This is a genomic window from Pseudomonas sp. rhizo25 (genome assembly GCF_031931935.1).
Taxonomy (GTDB): Bacteria; Pseudomonadota; Gammaproteobacteria; order Pseudomonadales; family Pseudomonadaceae; genus Aquipseudomonas; species Aquipseudomonas synxantha.
Window position 1 is genome coordinate 166,012 of record NZ_JAUJXA010000005.1, and the last position, 18,937, is coordinate 184,948.

The 18,937-nt window shown below is 63.4% G+C and carries 17 protein-coding genes; 3 read left to right on the forward strand and 14 right to left on the reverse strand.

The genetic code is table 11. The annotated features are described in order from the left end of the window. Window positions 1–4: 4 nt before the first annotated feature. Together QZR30_RS13140 and QZR30_RS13145 are read left to right on the forward strand one after the other, a co-directional pair. Window positions 5–1,537 (forward strand): FGGY-family carbohydrate kinase, encoded by a 1,533-nt coding sequence (locus QZR30_RS13140; RefSeq protein WP_046068773.1) that lies wholly within the window; start codon window positions 5–7, stop codon window positions 1,535–1,537. Between the two features lie 76 nt (window positions 1,538–1,613). After that, complete coding sequence (locus tag QZR30_RS13145; RefSeq protein WP_046068772.1) at window positions 1,614–2,339, forward strand: SDR family oxidoreductase; 726 nt, start codon at window positions 1,614–1,616, stop codon at window positions 2,337–2,339. On the opposite strand, the gene QZR30_RS13150 is transcribed toward QZR30_RS13145, so the two are convergent. The 14 genes from QZR30_RS13150 to QZR30_RS13215 form a co-directional block, all read right to left on the reverse strand. Continuing rightward, window positions 2,336–3,340, reverse strand: a complete 1,005-nt coding sequence (locus QZR30_RS13150; RefSeq protein WP_046068771.1) for a LacI family DNA-binding transcriptional regulator — start codon at window positions 3,338–3,340, stop codon at window positions 2,336–2,338. The two genes, QZR30_RS13145 and QZR30_RS13150, sit on opposite strands and share 4 nt — an antisense overlap. 58 nt (window positions 3,341–3,398) lie before the next feature. Further along, entirely contained in the window at window positions 3,399–4,262 is an 864-nt protein-coding gene (locus tag QZR30_RS13155) for a LysR family transcriptional regulator (protein WP_059397259.1), read from the reverse strand. A gap of 154 nt (window positions 4,263–4,416) precedes the next feature. Further along, on the reverse strand, window positions 4,417–5,820 hold the full coding sequence (locus QZR30_RS13160) for an amidase (RefSeq protein ID WP_311903400.1): 1,404 nt from the start codon (window positions 5,818–5,820) through the stop codon (window positions 4,417–4,419). Further along, the gene (locus tag QZR30_RS13165) at window positions 5,817–7,085 is read right to left on the reverse strand and encodes a Zn-dependent hydrolase (RefSeq protein ID WP_046068768.1); all 1,269 of its coding nucleotides are present in this window, start codon (window positions 7,083–7,085) and stop codon (window positions 5,817–5,819) included. The genes QZR30_RS13160 and QZR30_RS13165 overlap by 4 nt, the downstream gene beginning before the upstream one ends. Window positions 7,086–7,098: 13 nt before the next feature. Next, a complete protein-coding gene (locus QZR30_RS13170) occupies window positions 7,099–7,794 on the reverse strand; it encodes an ABC transporter ATP-binding protein (RefSeq protein WP_046068767.1) in 696 nt (231 codons plus the stop codon). Next, window positions 7,794–8,543 carry an ABC transporter ATP-binding protein gene (locus tag QZR30_RS13175; RefSeq protein WP_059397262.1) on the reverse strand — a complete coding sequence of 250 codons (750 nt, stop codon included), beginning with the start codon at window positions 8,541–8,543 and terminating at the stop codon, window positions 7,794–7,796. The genes QZR30_RS13170 and QZR30_RS13175 overlap by 1 nt, the downstream gene beginning before the upstream one ends. Beyond that, window positions 8,540–9,550, reverse strand: coding sequence for a branched-chain amino acid ABC transporter permease (locus QZR30_RS13180; RefSeq protein ID WP_046068765.1), 1,011 nt, complete (start codon window positions 9,548–9,550; stop codon window positions 8,540–8,542). The genes QZR30_RS13175 and QZR30_RS13180 overlap by 4 nt, the downstream gene beginning before the upstream one ends. 1 nt (window position 9,551) lies before the next feature. Then, the gene (locus QZR30_RS13185) at window positions 9,552–10,412 is read right to left on the reverse strand and encodes a branched-chain amino acid ABC transporter permease (protein ID WP_003215751.1); all 861 of its coding nucleotides are present in this window, start codon (window positions 10,410–10,412) and stop codon (window positions 9,552–9,554) included. 56 nt (window positions 10,413–10,468) lie between these two features. Then, window positions 10,469–11,671, reverse strand: coding sequence for an ABC transporter substrate-binding protein (locus QZR30_RS13190; protein ID WP_046068764.1), 1,203 nt, complete (start codon window positions 11,669–11,671; stop codon window positions 10,469–10,471). A 161-nt stretch (window positions 11,672–11,832) separates the two neighbouring features. Then, entirely contained in the window at window positions 11,833–12,600 is a 768-nt protein-coding gene (locus QZR30_RS13195; protein WP_057024909.1) for a FadR/GntR family transcriptional regulator, read from the reverse strand. 108 nt (window positions 12,601–12,708) lie between these two features. Further along, the gene (locus QZR30_RS13200) at window positions 12,709–13,455 is read right to left on the reverse strand and encodes an alpha/beta fold hydrolase (RefSeq protein WP_046068762.1); all 747 of its coding nucleotides are present in this window, start codon (window positions 13,453–13,455) and stop codon (window positions 12,709–12,711) included. Window positions 13,456–13,562: 107 nt separating this feature from the next. Further along, window positions 13,563–14,975, reverse strand: coding sequence for an efflux transporter outer membrane subunit (locus QZR30_RS13205; protein WP_311903402.1), 1,413 nt, complete (start codon window positions 14,973–14,975; stop codon window positions 13,563–13,565). After that, entirely contained in the window at window positions 14,968–16,938 is a 1,971-nt protein-coding gene (locus QZR30_RS13210) for a MacB family efflux pump subunit (RefSeq protein WP_046068760.1), read from the reverse strand. The genes QZR30_RS13205 and QZR30_RS13210 overlap by 8 nt, the downstream gene beginning before the upstream one ends. Window position 16,939: 1 nt before the next feature. After that, complete coding sequence (locus QZR30_RS13215; RefSeq protein WP_056846637.1) at window positions 16,940–18,109, reverse strand: efflux RND transporter periplasmic adaptor subunit; 1,170 nt, start codon at window positions 18,107–18,109, stop codon at window positions 16,940–16,942. A gap of 255 nt (window positions 18,110–18,364) precedes the next feature. Here QZR30_RS13215 and QZR30_RS13220 point away from each other — a divergent pair, with 255 nt between their 5' ends. Then, a complete protein-coding gene (locus QZR30_RS13220; RefSeq protein ID WP_046068758.1) occupies window positions 18,365–18,847 on the forward strand; it encodes a sigma-70 family RNA polymerase sigma factor in 483 nt (160 codons plus the stop codon). Window positions 18,848–18,937 lie beyond the last annotated feature (90 nt).

The window sequence follows — 18,937 nt, forward strand, 5'->3', positions numbered from 1 at the left end:
CGGCATGCACTACGTCATGGGTGTCGACATCGGCACCCAGAGCACCAAGGCGCTGTTGGTGGATGCCCAGGGCACGATCATCGCCCAGCACAGCCAGGGCTATCGCGTGGATACCCCGAAAGTGCGCTGGGCCGAGCAATGGCCGCAGGTGTGGCTGGATGCAGTCGAGGCGTGCGTGGCCCAGTGCATGACCAAGGCCGACGTGCCGGCGCAGCAGGTCAAGGCGCTGTGCATCAGCAGCCTGTACGGCGGCTCGGGGATTGCCGTGGATGCACAGATGACGCCGCTGCACCCGTGCCTGATCTGGATGGATCGCCGCGCCGGCGAGCAGGTCGAGTGGGTGCGTGAGCACGTGGACCTGGACCGGCTGTTTGCGGTGACCGGCAACTCGGTGGACAGCTACTACGGCTTCACCAAGATGCTCTGGCTCAAGCAGCATCAGCCGCAGGCGTGGGCGAACACCCGCTACCTGCTGCCGCCCAACAGCTATATCAACTGGTGCCTGACCGGTGAGCTGGCGGTGGACCACAGCAGCGCCGGCAATATCGGCGGGGTGTATGACGTGGCCCAACGCGGCTGGTCCGAAGAGATGCTCGCGGCGCTGGAAATCCCCCTGGCCATGATGCCCGAGCGCCTGTTGTATTCCGGCGAGGTGGTGGGTGGGCTGTTGCCGGACTGGGCGGCGCGCCTGGGTTTGCAGGCGGGCATGCCGATCCTTGCCGGCGGTGTGGACGCGGCCATGGCCACCCTGGCCGCAGGCGTCACCCAGCCGGGCAATCATGTGGCAATGATCGGCACCAGCATGTGCTGGGGTTACCTCAACCAGCAGGTGGATGCCCGCCATGGCTTGGTCAGCATGCCCCATGTCTACAACGGTCACCGCGACCTGTACATCTTCGGCGGTGCGATCACCGCCGGGGCCTCGGTCAGCTGGTTTCGCGAGCAGTTCTGCCAGGCCGAAGAGCAACAGGCCCAGGCGACGGGGCAAGACAGCCTGGTGCTGCTGGAGCAGAGCGCGACGAAGATTCCGGCGGGCAGTGAAGGCCTGTTGTTCCTGCCGTACCTGATGGGTGAGCGCAGCCCGGTATGGGACGACCGCGCCAGCGGCAGTTTTGTCGGGCTCAACCTGTATCACAGCCGCATCCACCTGTATCGCGCAGTGCTGGAAGGGGTGAGTTTTGCCCTGCGCCACAATGTCGAAGCGGGCACCCAGGGCGCGCACTCCCTGGATCCGCGCTTGATTGTAGTGGGCGGGGCGAGCCATTCGGACCTGTGGATGCAGATTATCGCGGATGTCACTCGCTACCCCGTCTACACCATTGTCCAGGAGGTTGAAGCGGCCCTGGGCGCGGCGTTATTGGCGGCGCATACGGTGGGGTTGGTGAGTGATGAAGCCATGGACACGGGCTGGGTGAAACTGGAGCAACGGGCGCAGCCCAAGCGCGAGAATGTCCTGGCCTATGATCAAGCGTTTGCTGAGTACCTGAAGCTATACCCGGCGCTGAAACCGATCATGCACAACCTGCAAGTTACCTGATTCAACACAGAAAAAATGTGGGAGGGGACAAGCCCCCTCCCACAGTGGATCTTCATTGTTCTTGAGATTTTTATCTATGAACGCAGTCTTCAACTTCACCCACCACCGCATCCTCGTCACCGGCGCCAGCAGCGGTATCGGCCGGGAAATCGCCCGGCAGTTGATTGCCAGCGGCGCCGAAGTCTTTGCCCTCGGCCGCGACGCCCAAGCCTTGGCCGAACTGGGCTGCCACTCCCTCTGTGTGGACATTGCGGACAGCGCGGCCCTCGATAAAGTGCTGCAAGACCTGCCGCCCCTGCACGGCCTGGTCAATTGCGCCGGCATCTCGCGCCTGGAGCCCGCCGCTGCCATCAGCGCAGACGCCTTCGACCAGGTGATGCACGTCAACGCTCGTGCTGCCGCCCAGGTGGCCAGCCGTGTCGCGGCCAAGATGATCGCGGCGGACATCGCCGGCCGTATCGTCAATGTGTCCAGCCAGGCGTCGTTGGTGGCGTTGGATGACCATCTCGGCTACTGCGCCTCCAAGGCGGCCCTGGATGCAATCACCCGTGTGCAATGCGCCGAATGGGGGCGGTTTGGCCTGCGCGTCAACAGCGTCAACCCCACCGTGACGCTGACGCCGATGGCAAGCATGGCCTGGTCCGACCCGGCCAAGCGCGACCCGGCGTTGGCGGCGATCCCCCTGGGGCGTTTTGCGCAACCGGCGGAAGTGGCGTTGCCGGTGCTGTTCCTGCTGAGCGATGCGGCGAGCATGATCAGCGGCGTGAGTTTGCCTATCGACGGTGGCTACACCAGCCGCTAGCCGTTTTCCAATTGCCCGGCGATCACAACCTTGTCCCGTGGCTTGTAGGGATCTTCCAGCCGGTCGAGCAGCAGGCGTACCGCGCTGCTGCCGGCCAGGGAGGCATCGTGGGCCACGCAGGCGATGGGCACGCCAAAGATATCGGCGAAGGGCAGGCGGTCGATACCGCAGATGGTCAGGCTGTCGTGGGGGATGTCGTGCATGCGCAATGCGCGCAAGGCTCCCAGGGTAATCAACTGGTTGAAACCCATGATCGCGTCCGGCGCCGAGTGGGTGGCCAGGTAGTCGAGGGTGTGCAAATACGCCGGCATCAAGGTGTAGTCGCCGGCCTGCACCTCGACCTGAATGTGCGGGTGTTCGGCCAGCACTTCGCGCAGGCCCTTGAGGCGCTCCACCGTGATACGCGAATGCTCGGGGCCGGTCAGCACCAGCAGGCGCCTGAAGTTCGGGGTCTGGCGCAGCAGGTAGTGTGCTGCTTGCAGGCCACTGTGGTAGTTGTCCAGCACTACGCGGCTGAACGGGCTGTCGTGGATCGTGCGATCAAGCAGCACCACCGGGGTCTTGCCATTGCCCAGGCGTTCCAGGTAATCGGGCTGGTAGCTCGGTTCATCGGAGACCGGCGACAGGATGATCCCCGCCACGCGGTAGCCCAGCAGGGTATCCACCGCTTTGCTCTCGAGTTCCTCCAGCTCATCGGTGTCCACCAGCATGATGGTGTAGCCGTGCTTTTTCGCCTCGCGGGAAATCGCCTTGATCATCTCGCTGTAGAACGGGTTGTCCACCGACGCGGTAATCACCCCGATGATCAGGCTCTCACTGCGCTTGAGCCCACGGGCGAAGGCGTTGGGCACATAGTCCAGCTCCCGCGCTACCTCTAGGATGCGCGCCAGGGTGGCGGGTTTGACCAGGTCGGGTTTGCTCAGCGCCCGGGACACCGTGATGGTGGTCATGCCGACGCGTTTGGCGATGTCGCTGATGGTGACGGACTTTTTCTTGTTCATCGGTAAGGCTGCAAAAGGACACACCCGCAGGCTAGCATGCGCGGCGGCATCCGGTGCTTCAAATCAGCGGATCCCAGCGTTGCGACCAGTCACTTTCAGCCTTGACCACTTCGCGCAGCAGCGCCAATGCCTGTTGCAGCACCGCCGAGTCCCGCGCCCGTGAATACACAAGATAGGTAGGGAAACTGAATTCCGGGGCCTTGGCCACCCGCTGTATCACGCCGCTGTCCAGGTAGCTTTGCACCACCCGCGTACGGAAGTAGCCGGCACCGCCATTTTCCAGGATGTACTGCAACGCCAACGGCCCGAGGTTGAAGCTCAGCGCGGCGCGGGCCTTGTCGGGCAGGGCGGCGTCATGTTGCTGGCGAAAACCCTGGCCCCAGTCGATATATACGTAGGGCTCGGGTTTGCTCGCCAGTTGCACCAGGATCAGTTTTTCTTCCAGCACTTGCTCCACTTGCAAGCCCGGCCAGTATTGCGGCTGGAACACCAGCGCTGCGTCGAGCACACCCAGTTCCAATTGGCGCAGAAGGTGTTCACCCTCGCGGATTTCGGTGCGCAGGGCATGCCCGGGGATATGTTCGCGCAGCGCCTGAGCCCAGCCGAGCATCAACGGGTTGCACAGGCTCACCTCACCGCCGATATGCAGCACATTGCGATAGCCATCGGGCAACGGCAGATCACGGCGTGCAGCCTCCCAGGTTTGCAGCAGCTGGTTGGCGTACACCACAAAGGCTTCGCCATCGGCGGTCAGGCGCGCACCGGCACGGTTGCGGATAAACAGCGTGCTACCCAGCTGGCTCTCCAGGTTCTTCACCCGGGCGGTGATGGCGGTCTGGGTGACGTGCAGTTTCTCGGCCGCTGCGGCCAGGCTGCCGCAGCGCGTGATTTCCAGGAAGGTGCGTGCCAGTTCGATGTCCATGAAGCCCCCCGGAAGATGAATGGAGGGCATTGTAGTGGAATGCGGTAAAACTGTGGGAGGGGGCTTGCTCCCGATGAGGGAGTTTCAGCAAATGCAGCGGTGACTGACTCGCCGCCATCGGGAGCAAGCCCCCTCCCACCGGTTCAACTGAATTTCAGCTCAGGGTTTCAGGTGCTGCCAAATGCTCGGTAGGGAATGCCTTTGCATACGCGTGGCAAACCCTCAACACCTGCTCATCGGCAAACCGTGCGCCCACCACATGCAGCCCCACCGGCAGCCCATTCGCCGCCAATCCACAGGGCACCGACGCCGCTGGTTGCTGGGTCAGGTTGAAGGGGTAGGTAAACGGCGTCCATTCCATCCATTCGTTCATCCCCGAACCCGGCGGTACGTTGTGCCCGGCTTCGAACGCGGTAATCGGCATCATCGGCGACACCAGCACGTCGTAGTGCTCATGGAACGCCGCCATGCGCGCAACCAGTGCGGCGCGCGCTTCCAAGGCGACGTTGAAGTCATCCAGGCTCAGATGCTCGCCCCGTTGCGCAATACGCAGCAGCCCCGGGTCCAACAGTTGCTTTTGCGCGTCGCTCATGGAACTGGTCAGGCGTGCGGCGCCGGCGGCCCAAAGGGTGCTGAACACCTCAAGCGGGTCGCTGAAACCCGGGTCGATCTGCTCGACATGGGCGCCCAATTGCACCAGGCCCTCCACCGCCTGGGCAACGACCTTGGCGACTTGCGGGTCGACATCCACATAGCCGAACGAGGGGCTATAAGCCACACGCAAGCCCTTCAGATCCGCCCCTGGGGTGAGCCAGGGCGTGGTCCTTGGCGCCCCGATCAGGCCATCGCGCACATCCATTTGTGCCACGGTCTGCAACATCAGCACGCTGTCTTCCACCGTGCGGGTCATGGGCCCCAGGTGCGACAGGATGGTCATGGAGCTGGCCGGCCACTGCGGCACATAACCGAAGGTCGGCTTGATCCCGAAAGTGCCGGTGAAGGCACAGGGGATGCGGATCGAGCCGCCGGCATCGCTGCCCTGGTGCAGCACACCCAGGTTCAGCGCCGCTGCCGCACCGGCGCCACCGGAGGAACCGCCCGCCGTGGTGCGGGTGTCCCACGGGTTGCGGGTGATGCCGTACAGCGGGTTGTCGGTGACGCCTTTCCAACCGAACTCGGGGGTGGTGGTCTTGCCCAGCAGCACCGCGCCGGCCTTGCGCATGAAGTGCGAGAAGGGCGCGTCCACATCCCACGGTCCCTCGGCGGATGAGGTGCGCGAGCCCTTGCGCGTAGGCATGCCGAGGGTCAGGGTCAGGTCTTTGATCGACGCCGGCACGCCGTCCAGGGCGCCGCAAGGGGCACCTTTTAACCAGCGTTGTTCCGAGGCACGCGCCGCGTCCAATGCGCCTTGCGGGTCCACATGGCAGTAAGCGTTCACCACCGGGTTGTAGCGCTCGATGCGCAGCAACGCATCTTCGGTGACCTCCACCGGTGACAAGCTTTTGTCGCGAAAATGCTGCAGCAGTTGCACCGCTGTCAGTTGGCCAATCTCACTCATGCCAGATCCCCCTGTGCCGCATTGACCATGGCCCGCAGCAACACTGCGCAACCTGCCGCCAGGTCATCCGGTGTGGCGTTTTCGATTTCGTTATGGCTGATGCCACCTTCGCACGGCACAAAGATCATCCCGGCCGGGCCCAGTTCGGCGACGAAAATCGCGTCATGCCCAGCGCCGCTGACGATGTCCATATGGCTCAAGCCCAAGGTGCTCGCAGCCTCGCGCACGGCATTGACGCAGGTCGGGTGGAAGTCCAGCGGCGGGAAGTCGGCGGTGGGCGTCAGTTCAAAGGTCAAGCCGTGGCGGGCGGCCGTGGTTTCGATCACGCCGCGCACTTCATCGACCATGGCTTGCAATTTGTCGGCATGCAGGTGGCGCAAGTCGATGGTCATCTGCACCTGGCCGGGAATCACATTGCGCGAACCGGGGTGCAGGCTCAGGCAACCAACGGTGCCGCAGGCATGGGGTTGTTGCTGATGGGCGATACGGTTGACTGCGCTGACCACCTCGGCGGCGCCGACCAGGGCGTCCTTGCGCAGGTGCATCGGGGTGGGGCCGGCGTGGGCTTCGACGCCGGTGAGGGTCAGGTCGAACCACTTCTGGCCCAGGCAGCCCATAACCACGCCGATAGTGGTGGCCTGGTCTTCCAGTACCGGGCCCTGCTCGATATGCGCTTCGAAGTACGCACCCACCGGGTGGCCCAGCACTGCGCGCGAACCGGCATAGCCGATGCGCTGTAATTCGGCGCCCACCGAAAGGCCCTGGTCGTCGAGTTTGTCGAGGGTGTCCTGCAAGTCGAACTTCCCGGCAAATACCCCGGAACCCATCATGCACGGCGGGAAGCGCGAGCCTTCTTCGTTGGTCCACACCACCACTTCAATTGGTGCTTGGGTCTCGATCTGCAAGTCATTCAAGGTACGGATCACTTCCAGTCCGGCCATCACCCCGTAGCAACCGTCGAACTTGCCGCCGGTGGGTTGAGTGTCGATGTGGCTGCCGGTCATCACCGGGGGCAGGGCGGGGTTGCGTCCGGCACGACGCGCAAAGATATTGCCGATGGCGTCGACAGTGACGCTGCACCCGGCCGCTTCGCACCACTGCACAAACAGGTCACGGGCCTGGCGGTCCAGATCGGTGAGGGCCAGGCGGCACACGCCACCCTTGGCGGTGGCGCCGAGTCGGGCCAGGTCCATCAGCGATTGCCACAGGCGTTCGCGGTTGATCAGCGGGGCGTTGCTCTGGAGCGGTTGCGCAAAACTATTCATGGGCATTCTCCGGTCAGGCACTCAGGGCCAGATAGCGGTTCTTGATCGACGGGTCGGCACGGAAGTCAGCGGCGCTGCCTTCGTACACCACGCGGCCCTGTTCGAGTACGTAATGGCGGTCGGCGAGCTTGTCGCAGACCATCAGGTTCTGTTCCACCAGCAGCACCGGCAGGCCGTCGTCCTTGACCTTGCGCAGGATCTTCACCAGCTCGTCGACAATCACCGGGGCCAGGCCCTCGGTGGGTTCGTCGAGGATCAGCAGCTTGGGATCGTTCAGCAGCGCACGGGCGATGGCGAGCATCTGTTGTTCGCCACCGGACAACGCATGGCCGGCGTTTTGGCGCCGCTCCTTGAGGCGCGGGAACATGGCGTAGACGTCTTCCAACTGCCAGCGGCTGTTCTTGCGGGCGGCGATGCGCAGGTTTTCCTCAACGGTCAGCAGACGGAAAATCCCACGGTTCTCCGGCACCAGCGCCAAGCCCTGGCGTGCGATTTCAAAGATCTTCTGCCCCACCAGCGCCTGGCCGTTGAAGTGAATCTGGCCCTGGCGCGGGCAGATGATGCCCAGGATGCTGCGCAAAGTGGTGGTCTTGCCGGCACCATTGCGACCCAGCAGGGTCACCAGTTCGCCAGGGTTGACGGTCAATGACACGCCCTCCAGCACATGGCTCTTGTCGTAGTAGGAATGGATATTCTCGACGATCAGCATCAGGCGGCCTCCCCAAGGTACGCAGTACGCACACGCTCATCGGCTCGCACGAAATCCGGCGTGCCTTCCACCAGGATCTGGCCGTGGCTCATCACCGTGATGCGTTGGCTGATGGACATGACGATGCTCATGTTGTGTTCGATCAGCAGCACCGTGTGGTCGCGGCCCAGGTCGCTGATCAGTTGGGTCATGATCGGGATGTCGTCGATGCCCATTCCCGATGTGGGCTCGTCGAGCATCAGCAGTTTCGGTTTGGAACAGATCGACATGCCCACTTCCAGTACCCGCTGCTGGCCGTGGGACAACTCGCCGGCCAGGGTGTCGGCACGGGCGGTGAGTTGCAGGCGTTCCAGCACCTGGTCGGCCATCTCCAGGTGTTCGCGCTTGCTGTCCATACGGCGCCAGAAATTCAGGGCGCGCGCACCGTCACGGCCCTGGGCGGCCAGGCGCAGGTTTTCGCGCACGCTGAGGTTCTGGAACAGGCTGGTGAGTTGGAACGAGCGCGCCATGCCCAGGCCGACACGGGCGTGGGCCGGTTTGCGCATCAGGTTCTTGCCGTCGAAATGCATTGCTCCGGCGGTGGCCTGGCGTTCGCCGGTCAGGCAGTGGAACAGGCTGGTCTTGCCGGCGCCGTTGGGGCCGATGATGGTGTGGATGGTGCCGGCCTCGACCTTGAGGTTGACGCCATTGACTGCATGGAACGCGCCGTAGGCCAGTTCCAGGTTCCGGGTTTCCAGCAGGATGCTCATAGCTCTTGCTCCTTGGTGACGACGGCGGGTTTGCGGCTGCCGCGCACCTTCTCGAACAGCGACGCCAGGCCGCCCCACAAACCACCGCGCATGAAGATCACCACCAGGATCAGGATCACCCCAAGCAGCATCAGCCAGCGCGGCCACAGGTCGGAGAGAAAATCCCCCAGCAGCACGATGGAGCCGGCGCCGAGCAGGGAGCCGAACAGCGAGCCCGTGCCGCCGACAATGGTCATGATCAGGATGTTTTCGGACATCGCCAGGTCGATGTTCGACAGCGGCACAAAATGCAGCAACATGGCGTACAGCGCTCCGGCAATCCCGGTGACCGCGCCGGACAGCACGAACACCAGGATCTTGAAGTGTCGCGTGTCGTAGCCGATGGCCGAGGCGCGGGTTTCGTTTTCGCGGATCGCCATCAGCGTGCTGCCGAACGGCGAAGCGATCACCCGGCGTGCGCCGATAAAGATCAGCAGGAACAGCACCGCGACAAAACCATAGAAGGCCCGAGCGTCGGCCAGCGATAACAGCACGGTGTCACCGATACGGATTTCCGGGCGCGGCACGCTGAGCAGGCCGTTGTCGCCGCCGGTCCAATCGCTCAAGGTGTAGGCGACGAAGTAGGCCATCTGGCTGAACGCCAAGGTCAGCATCACGAAGTAGATGCCGGTGCGACGAATCGCCAGGGCGCCCACCAGCAACGCCAGGAAACCGCCGGCGATGGCGGCACCCAGCAGTGCGGTGAACAACCCCAGTTGCAGGTGAATCATCAGCAGTGCTGCGCAATAGGCACCGGCGCCAAAGAAGATGCCTTGGCCGAACGACAACAGCCCGGTGTAGCCCAGCAGCAGGTTGCACGCCAGGGCAGCCATGGCAAAGATCAGGATCTCGGTGGCCAGGGTCGCCGAGGGCAATAGCAACGGCAGGCCGACCAGCACCGCCAATACCCACAGCAGCATGGCTTTGGATTGCGTCTTGGCAAACGGCAGGGGATTTTTCTCGCTCATGTCAGGCTCTCCCGAACAGGCCGTAAGGGCGCACCAGAATCACCACGGCCATCGCGCCGTAGATCATCAAGCTCGCACCCTGGGGCCAGAGTGTGGTCATCAGGCTTTGCACCACGCCCACCAGCAAACCGCCGACCAGCGCACCGCTGAAGGAACCCATGCCGCCGATCACCACCACCACGAACGCCACCCCGAGAATCTCCGGGCCGACAAAGGGCTGGGCGCCGCGCAACGGTGCGAACAGCACGCCGGCGACGCCGGCCAGGGCCACGCCGAGGGCAAAGGTCATGGAGAACAGGCGGAAGATGTTGGTGCCCAACAGCGACACGGTTTCGGTGCTCTCACTGCCGGCGCGCACCAAGGCGCCGAAGCGCGTGCGTTCCAGCAGCAGCCACAGGCCCAGGCCAACCAGTCCGGAAAACACGATGAGGAACAGGCGGTAGTAGGGGTAGACGAAATCCCCCACCACCAGCACGCCGCGCAGCAGTTCCGGTACGGCGACGCTCTTGCCCACCGGGCCCCAGATCATCACGCTGGCTTCCTGGATGATCAGTGCGATGCCCAGGGTCACCAGGATCTGGAACATGTGCGGCAAGTGGTAGATCCGTTGGATCAGCAAGCGCTCGATCACCCAGGCCAGCGCGGCGACCACCAGCGGCGCGATCAGCAGCGCCAGCCAGAAGCTGCCGGTGAGGCTCACGGCGGTGTAACAGATGTAGGCCCCCAGCAGGAAGAACGCGCCGTGGGCAAAGTTGACGAAGTTGAGCAGGCCGAAAATGATCGTCAGCCCGACCGCAATCAGGAAATAGATCATCCCCAGCCCAAGGCCGTTGAGGATCTGGAACAGGTAAAGATTAAGCATGCAGGAACCCTCGGCAGGACGCCGCTTACGCGGCCCTGCGCTACATATTCAGGGGATCAGCCGAGCGAGCAGCCCGTCGCCTCGACCGCAGGGAACGACTGGCCGGCACTGAGCACTTTGGCCAGGTCGTCCTTGTCGGCCATGTCGCCGCTGGCCTTGCCGACCAGCAGGTAGTAATCCTTGATCACCTGATGGTCGCCGGCACGGATCGACTCTTTGCCGGTCGGGCCTTCGTAGCTCAAGCCCTGCATGGCCTTGGCCACGGTTGCACCGTCGAAGCTGCCGGTGGCAATGATGGTATCGAGCATGACCTTGGTACTGATGTAGTCGGCGGCCAGCGGGTAGGTGGGGTTGATCCCGTATTTGGCCTGGGTCAGCTTGACCAGTTCACGGTTGAGCGGGGTGTCGACCTGGTGCCAGTACTGCGCGCCGAGGTACACGCCTTCGAGCACATCGCTGCCCAGTTCCTGGAACTGATCGAGGCCGGCCGACCACACCAGCAGTACCTTCATGCGCTCCTTGATGCCGAAGTTCACCGCCTGGCGCAGGGTGTTGGACGACTGGCTGCCGAAGTTGAGCAGCACCAGCACATCGGGCCGGGTGGAAATGGCGTTGGTCAGGTAGCCGGAGAACTCCTGCTCCTGCAGCGAGTGATAGCTGTTGCCGACGTGTTCCAGGCCGTGCTCCTTGAGCACGTTTCTGGCGCCTTCGAGCAAGGCTTCGCCGAATACATATTGCGGGGTGATGGTGTACCAGCGCTTGGCGTCCGGCAGCAGTTTGATCAGCGGCACCATGGTTTCGCGGATCGCGCCGTAGGTGGGCACCGACCAGCGGAAGGTCGCCTTGTTGCAGTCTTTACCGGTGACTTCATCGGCGCCCACCGGGGTCATGAACACGCCGCCGACCTTGTCGACTTCCTTGGCCACCGCCAGGGCGGAGGATGACAAGGTGCAACCCTGGAAGAACCGCGCGCCGTCTTGCTGAATCGCCTCCTGCACCTTGCGCACCGCCTTGCCGGCGTTGCCTTCGGTGTCGATGACCTTGTAGTTCAGCGGGCGCCCGAGCAGCTCGGGGTGCTGGTCCACTGCCAGGCGCGAACCCATGTCGGCAAATTTGCCATAGCTGGCAAAGGCACCAGACATGGACTTGAGGCCGTAAAAGGTAAAGGGCTGGGCGGCGAATGCCGAACGCACGCTCAGCGGCAAACTGAGGGCGGCGGCCGCGGTGAGGCTGGCTTTCAATAACGTACGACGCTGCATGGGGTGACTCCCTGGTTTAGTTATTGGCAGGAGCGGCAAGGGCGATACGGTGGTGCAAGGGCCTGTGGGCAGGCTTTTTATGGGATAACTCGATTCAGCGGGTGAACTCGGTAAAGTGTGGGAGGGGGCAAGCCCCCTCCCACATTGGATTGTCGGTGTGCTTAAGAGTGATCGAACTCCAGAAGGAAGTGTGGGCTGACCTGGCCTTCAAGGGCGGTCATGTGGTGTTCGGCGTCGCACATATGCTCATGCATCAAGCTGCGCACCGCGCCCTCATCACCTGCACGAAAGGCAATCAACAATTGCTTGTGATAGTCCAGGTTGGCCGCGTCGAACTGCTTGCGCTTGGGCTTGTAGGCTTTTTTCAGCACCACCAGGTCGCGCAGCAGGTCGTTGAGAAACTGCGCCATAAAGCTCAGCAGCGGGTTGGGGCAGGCCCTGGCCAGCAGGTTGTGGAATTCCAGTTCCGCCAGGCGCTGTTCGCGCTGGCCGGCTTCGCTGTCTTCGGGGGCGCTGCAGAAATCCACGTTGGCTTGCAGGGCTTGATAGTCGTCTTCGCCCAAGCGCCCGAGTACTGACACCGCCAGTTCCACTTCGATGACCTTGCGCAATTGATAGACCTGCTCGCCATCCAGATGCTGGAAGTGCAGGTAGTTGCGCAAGGCACGGCTGGCCGGCTCGGTGCCGGCCTGGTTCAGATAGGCGCCTCCACTGGGGCCGGTGCGCGTACTCACCAGGCCCTCGACCTCCAGCGCCTTGAGCGCTTCACGGGCCGAGCCCTTGGAGCACTGGAAACTCTCCATCAGCTCGCGCTCGGTGGGCAGGCGGTCGCCGGGCTTCAAGGCATCGGTGACGATGGAGCGCTTGACCGATTCGACAATCACATCGGAAAGCTTCTGGCGTTTGCGGCGCAGCGGACGAGTCAGCATGGGTGCGATTTATCGTATTAATGCGGATAAATAGCACTTAATAACGATTGGGCTTGAGCGTCAACGCAGGGTGTCGTTTTCGGTGGCAACAGGTCGTAAATGTGCTGATCAACGCCAGGTGCCGAGGTCGAGGCAACGGGCGGACGGCGGTGGTTGTTTGCCGAAGGCAAGGAAATCCCCCAGCCAGCGGCTGACACAGCCGTCGGCGTTCGACTCCTTGAGCAGGAGTTGCTCGACGCCCATGGCGATAGGTTCGCCAGGCTCGGCATTGATCAGCACCATGCGCGCCACGCGCTCGGGATACAGCGCGCCGTAGCGGCTGCCGAGGCGGGCGGCGGTGGCGTTGCCCAGGTAGTTGAGGCGTGCCTCGCCGAGTTGCACGCGTACGAACTCCATGTCCCGTGCGGCTTGCTCGACCGCATTCATCTGCCGCAGGTCGCGGGCGCTCAGTTCGATGACGTCATAACGGTCAACCAATGTGCGATAGGCGTGGGTGGCCAGGGATTCCCAGCGGCTGGCCAGATGCAGGGCGAAAGGCGCTTCCCTGGCCGGAGAGGGCTCGCCGGCCTGGATGAACACCACACCTTCGCGGTCGAGCGGTTGCCGTGCGCCGACGCGGGTAACGCTCAGGCGTATACGGCCGCGCTCGGGGGCGGCATGGTCGCGGGGTACGCTGACCAGGCCGCATTGGGTGCGTTCTACGACCTCGGGGTCCAGGCGCGCCGTCGTGGGCAGGGGGCAGTCCAGCAGCCAATCGATCGCAGTAGGGGCAATCAAGGGCTCGGCCAGCGCCACGCTGGGTATCAGCCAGCAGCAGATGCAGGCCAGGCTTTTTACGAAAACGCTGGGTTTCATCAAAGAGGTCCCGGGCAGCCGTGTGATAACGGCTTTTTTACCAAGGACCTTGGGTTGGAAAATGTAAGGTGAAGAAACAGCTCGTGTATGAAATGAGAGTTTGTTTATCAGCTTTCGGTGTTCCAACCCCCCCCTAATGCCTTGTACAGGGCGATGCTGGCTTGCATGCGCGACAGGCGCAATTGCACGTTCAAGTCTTGTGCGGCGTAGAGGGTGCGTTGGGTCTCCAGCACTGTGAGCAAGTCTTCGGCCCCGGCCTCATAGCGGCTTTGCGCAATCTGGAAGGCCGTCTGCGCCTGTTGCAACTCTTGGGTCTGCCATTGGCGTTGCTGGTCCAGGCGGGTGATGCTGCTGAGGCCTTTCTCTACATCGGCAAAGCCGTTGATGATCGCTCCTCGGTAGGTTTGCAGCAGCTCATCCTGGCGCGCCCGGGCCTTGTCGCGCTCGGCGCTTAAACGGCCGTTGTTGAAAATGGGTGCGACCAGGCCGGCGGTCAGGGTGTAGTAGGGGCTACGCAGGATTTGCCCAGCCTTGTAGGCGTCGGAGCCGAGCGTGGCACCGAGGGTCACGGCGGGCAGCATGGCGGCGCGGGCCACGCTGACATCCGCCTGGGCAGCGGCCAGCTCGGCTTCGGCCTTGGCCAGGTCGGGGCGCCGGCTCAGCAGTTGGCTGGGCACACCCGGGCCGATCGCCGGCCAGGTAAGTGTCTGGAAGGCTTCATGGCCCAGGTCGAGGGCCTGGCCCGGCTGGCCGAGGAGGGCGGCGAGGGTGATCCGCGCCTCTTCGGCCACCTGTTGGATCAGCGGCAATTGCCGTTGCTGGCTGGCCACCAGGCTCCTCTGCTGGGCCAGCTCCAGGGCGGTGGCAGAGCCTGCGTCGTAGCGGGTCTGCACCAGGCCGAGAACGTTGCGCGCATTGGCCAGGTTGAGTTCGGCAATGTGTTGGCGTTGCTGCGCGGCCAGGGTTTGCGCATAGCGGTCGGCCACGTTGCTGAGCAAGGTCAGCTCCACCGTGGCCTGGTCCGACTCACTGGCGCGCAGGCTGTACAGCGCGCTGTCGCGGGCGGCAGCGCGGCCGCCCCAGAAGTCCACTTCATAGCTGGCGCTGAAGTTGGCGCCGAAATTATTCACCGTTTCATCGCTTTGCGAGGCGTCCAGGTCCGGCCCGCCCTGGCCGCGCAGCAGCCTCTGGTGACTGCTGGAGAGGTTGAATTTCACCTCCGGCAACAATGGCGCGCCAGCGATCACTGCCGTGGCCTGGGCCTGCCGCACCCGGGCCATGGCGGCAGCCACGTCGAAACTGTCGCGCCGGGCCTGGTCGATCAGGCGGTTCAACGCCGGGCTGCCAAACTGCGTCCACCAGCGCTGGTTGGTGGCCTGGGTCGCCTCGCGTTCGGCGTATTGCCAGGCGGCGGGCGGGGCGATGCCGCTGTCGAGTATCGGCCGGTTGCCGTTACAGGCACTGAGCAGCAGGCATAGGCTGAGCGCTGACAGCTGCGCGGGAATGGATCGATTATTCACTGGTCAACGCCTTTACCGGATCGAGCCGGGCAGCTTTACGGGCCGGCATAAAGCCGAATACGACGCCGGTGACCAGTGCACAGCCAAACGCACCGAACACTGCCACCAGGGAAAACTGTACTGCCACCTCGGCCAGCACCAGCACGCCGCCCACCAGCAACGCCAGGGCGATACCGAATAGGCCGCCGACCACCGAGAGCAGCACTGCCTCGGTGAGAAATTGGCGCAGGATGTCGCGCTGGCGAGCCCCGGTGGCCATGCGAATTCCGATTTCACGGGTGCGCTCACGCACGGTCATCAACATGATGTTCATCACGCCGATACCGCCTACCAGCAGGGAAATCGCGGCAATCGAGCCGAGCATCAACGACAGTGAGTTCTGGGTCCGCGCTTCGGCCTGGATCATTGCGGCGTTGTTGGTCAGCTCGTAGTCGCGCTTGCCGTTGTGCAGCTTCAACATCAGTTGGTCGATCGCCACTTCGGCTTCATGCACCTTGCGTGCATCGGTGGTGGCAATCGCCACGTATTCGGGGTTGTAGCTGCCGAACAGACGGACACTGGCGGCGCTGTAGGGAATGGCGACACGATCGTCACTGTCCTTGTTGCCGGAGCTGGAGCCTTTTTCCGCGAACACGCCCACCACTTGGAACGGCACATTCTCGATCAGAATGTATTGGCCGATAGGGTTGGACACGTCCTTGAACAGTTTTTGACGCACACGCGCGCCGATTACTGCGACCGTTGCGGCAGCCCGTTCATCGGCCTCGGTAAAGTAGCTACCCTCGACCACCGGCCAGTTGAAGATGTGCGGGAAGTTGGTGTCGTTGCCACCCACGTAGGCCATGTAGTCGACATTGGCGAAGCGCACGCCGGCTTCGGCGCCGTTGACCGGCATGATGCGCTTGACCTGGGGCAACGCCGCCAGGGCCTCGACATCCTTGAGGGTCACGATACCCAGTGGCGTACGCGGGTTGGGCGAAGAGCCGCTGAGGTAGATGATATTGGAGCCGAACGCGCCCATCTGCGCCATGACCTGGCGTTTGCTGCCTTCACCCACTGCCAGCATCACCACCACCGACGCCACGCCGATGATGATCCCCAGCAAGGTCAGGGCGGTGCGGAAGCGGTTGATCCACATCACTCGCCAGGCGGCCTGCACCGCGTCCAGCAACTCGGCCTTCCATGCGCCGTTGTGCTCGGCGCCGTCGGCCAGGCGCTGGCGCAGGTCCACGGCATGCAGGGCGCCGGCCGCCAGGGCTGGCTTGACCGTGCAGGTGTCGGCCGAGTCGCTGATGATCTGGCCGTCGCGAATCTCGATGATACGGTTGGCCCGCGCCGCCACTTCGCGGTCGTGGGTGATCAGGATGACCACATGGCCCTGGCCCGCCAGTTCGTCGAGCAGGGTCATGACCTCGGCGCCGCTGTGGCTATCGAGGGCGCCGGTGGGTTCGTCGGCGAGGATGATATGGCCGCCGTTCATCAGGGCGCGGGCGATGGATACCCGTTGCTGTTGCCCGCCGGAAAGCTGGTGCGGGCGATTGCCGGTGCGTTCAGCCAGCCCCAGGCGGGTGAGCAGGGCGTTGGCGCGGGCATGCCGTTGAGCAGCGCTGATGCCGGCATAGATCGCCGGCATCTCGACGTTTTCCTGGGCCGAGCCTGAGGGAATCAAATGGTAGCCCTGGAACACAAACCCGAAGGCTTCACGGCGCAGCCAGGCCAGTTCGTCGCTGCCCAGGTGGGCGACGTTTTCCCCGGCGAACAGGTAGTCGCCTTCGGTCGGGCGGTCGAGGCAGCCAAGGATATTCATCAGCGTCGACTTGCCGGAACCGGAGGCACCGACAATGGCGACGAATTCCCCGGCATGGATCGACAGGTCGATGCCGCGCAACACGTCGACCTGCGGGCTGTCGCCGCCGCCGTAGGATTTGCAGATGTGCTTGAGTTCGATCAGCGGCGTGGCCACGTCAACTCCCACTGCTGTCGGACGGGCCGATCAACAGGTGATCGCCCTCATTGAGACCCTCGAGCACCTCGACGCGCAGACGGTCGCTGATACCCAGGCGCACTTTGCGCTCTTCGATGGCGCCGTTTTGCGCCACGACCCGGGCGATCTGTGTGTCTGCGCCGGGTGTGCCCTGCAGGGCGGCGACGGGCACGGTCAGGGTGTCCTTGACTTGGCCTGAGACGAAAAATACCTGGGTGGTCATTTCCGCCATCAGCGCGTTATCGGCGTTGTCCACGTCCAGCAGCACGGTGTACAGCACCACTCGGCCGGTCCCGCTCTTGCTGGAGCTGCTCGGGCTGCCACTGCCCTGGGTTTCGTTCAGGGGCTTGGGCGGGATCGGCAGGATCTGGCGCACGGTGCTGGCCCAGCGCCGGCTGCCGCCGCTCAACGTGGTGAAATACGCACGCATGCCGGGTTTGACGTGGCCGATGTCGGCTTCGGAGACTTCGGCCCATACGGTCATCGGCGACAGCTTGGCGATGCGCAGGATCAGCGGGGTTTGCTGTTGTGCGTTGAGGGTCTGGCCGACCCGCGCATCCACGGCCACCACGGTGCCGGTCATCGGTGCATAGATGCGCGTGTAACCCAATTCGGCCTCATCGCTGCGCAGGCTGGCCCGGGCCTGGCGGATCTGGGCCTGGAACATGTCGACCCGGGCCTGGGTCGCGCTCAGTTCGGCCTGGGCGGTCTGCACGTCTTCTTCACGGGTGGCGTTGCCGGCACTCAGGCGCTGCTGGCGCTGATACTTCTGGCGGGCCAGCGCATGCTGGGCCTTTTGCTCCTGCAATTGGGCCTCGAGGTTTTCGATGGCGTAGCGGCTGGCATCGAGCTTGGCTTGTTGTGTCGAAGGATCGATCTCCACCAGCAACTGGCCTTCCTTGACCTGGTCACCGGCTTCGACATGGATCTTGCGGATCTGCCCGGAGGCCTGGGCGCCGACGTCCACATACCGTCGCGGTTGCAGGGTGCCCAGGGCGGTGACGCTGTTTTCGATATCGCCGCGGGTCACGGTGACGGTCGCCAGGGCGTCACGGCCCGGCGCCAGGCCCTGCCAGGTGGCGAACGCAACGATGGGAATCAGGCACGCTACCGCTAGCAGGGCGCGTCGGGCAGGTCGAGGGCGTTTCATGGGTAGGTTCCAGCCAGGAAAGATCGGGGCGCAGTTGCGCAAAGCTGACAGTTAAACGAGAAAAAGCCCCAGGGATTTAGGCTGTTACACACGCAGAAACAGGTCTGCGGAGAAAAAAAACCGACGTTGATGCAAGACTTCTTTAAAAGTAGATGAGAATTACTATAAATTGCACACACTCAAACTGCCATCATCGATGGCCTCGTTCCTGCTCGGGCGGGCATCGTCAGCACCACGGCCATGGGGTCAGGAGTCATGTTGGAAAACTACTATCGCGAGCTGGTGTGTTTCCTCAACGCCAAGCTGGGCAACCGTCAGGTGGCCGAAGATGTGGTGCATGACGCTTATGTGCGGGTGCTGGAGCGCGCCAGCGATACGCCGATCGAGCAGCCCCGCGCGTTTCTTTATCGCACGGCCTTGAACCTGGTGATTGACGGCCATCGACGCAATGCCTTGCGTCAGTCCGAACCCCTTGAGGTGCTGGACAGCGAAGAACGTTTCGCCCCTTGTTCACCCCACACCAGCCACGACCAGCGCCAACGCCTGGAGATGCTCGAGCGCGCCCTGGCCGAGTTGCCAGCCGCCTGTCGCGACAGCTTTCTGCTGCGTAAACTCGAAGGCCTGTCCCACCTGCAGATCGCTGCGCGCCTGGGCATTTCCCGCAGCCTGGTGGAAAAACACATTGTCAACGCGATGAAGCATTGCCGGGTGCGCATGCGCGAGTGGGAAGCGCACTGATCAGCTGTTGGTTAAATTTTATTTCACTGTCCTCGTTTCCTATCAACACACGGCCGGTTGTTCAGGCCATGAAAGGTATTCCCGCCCCCA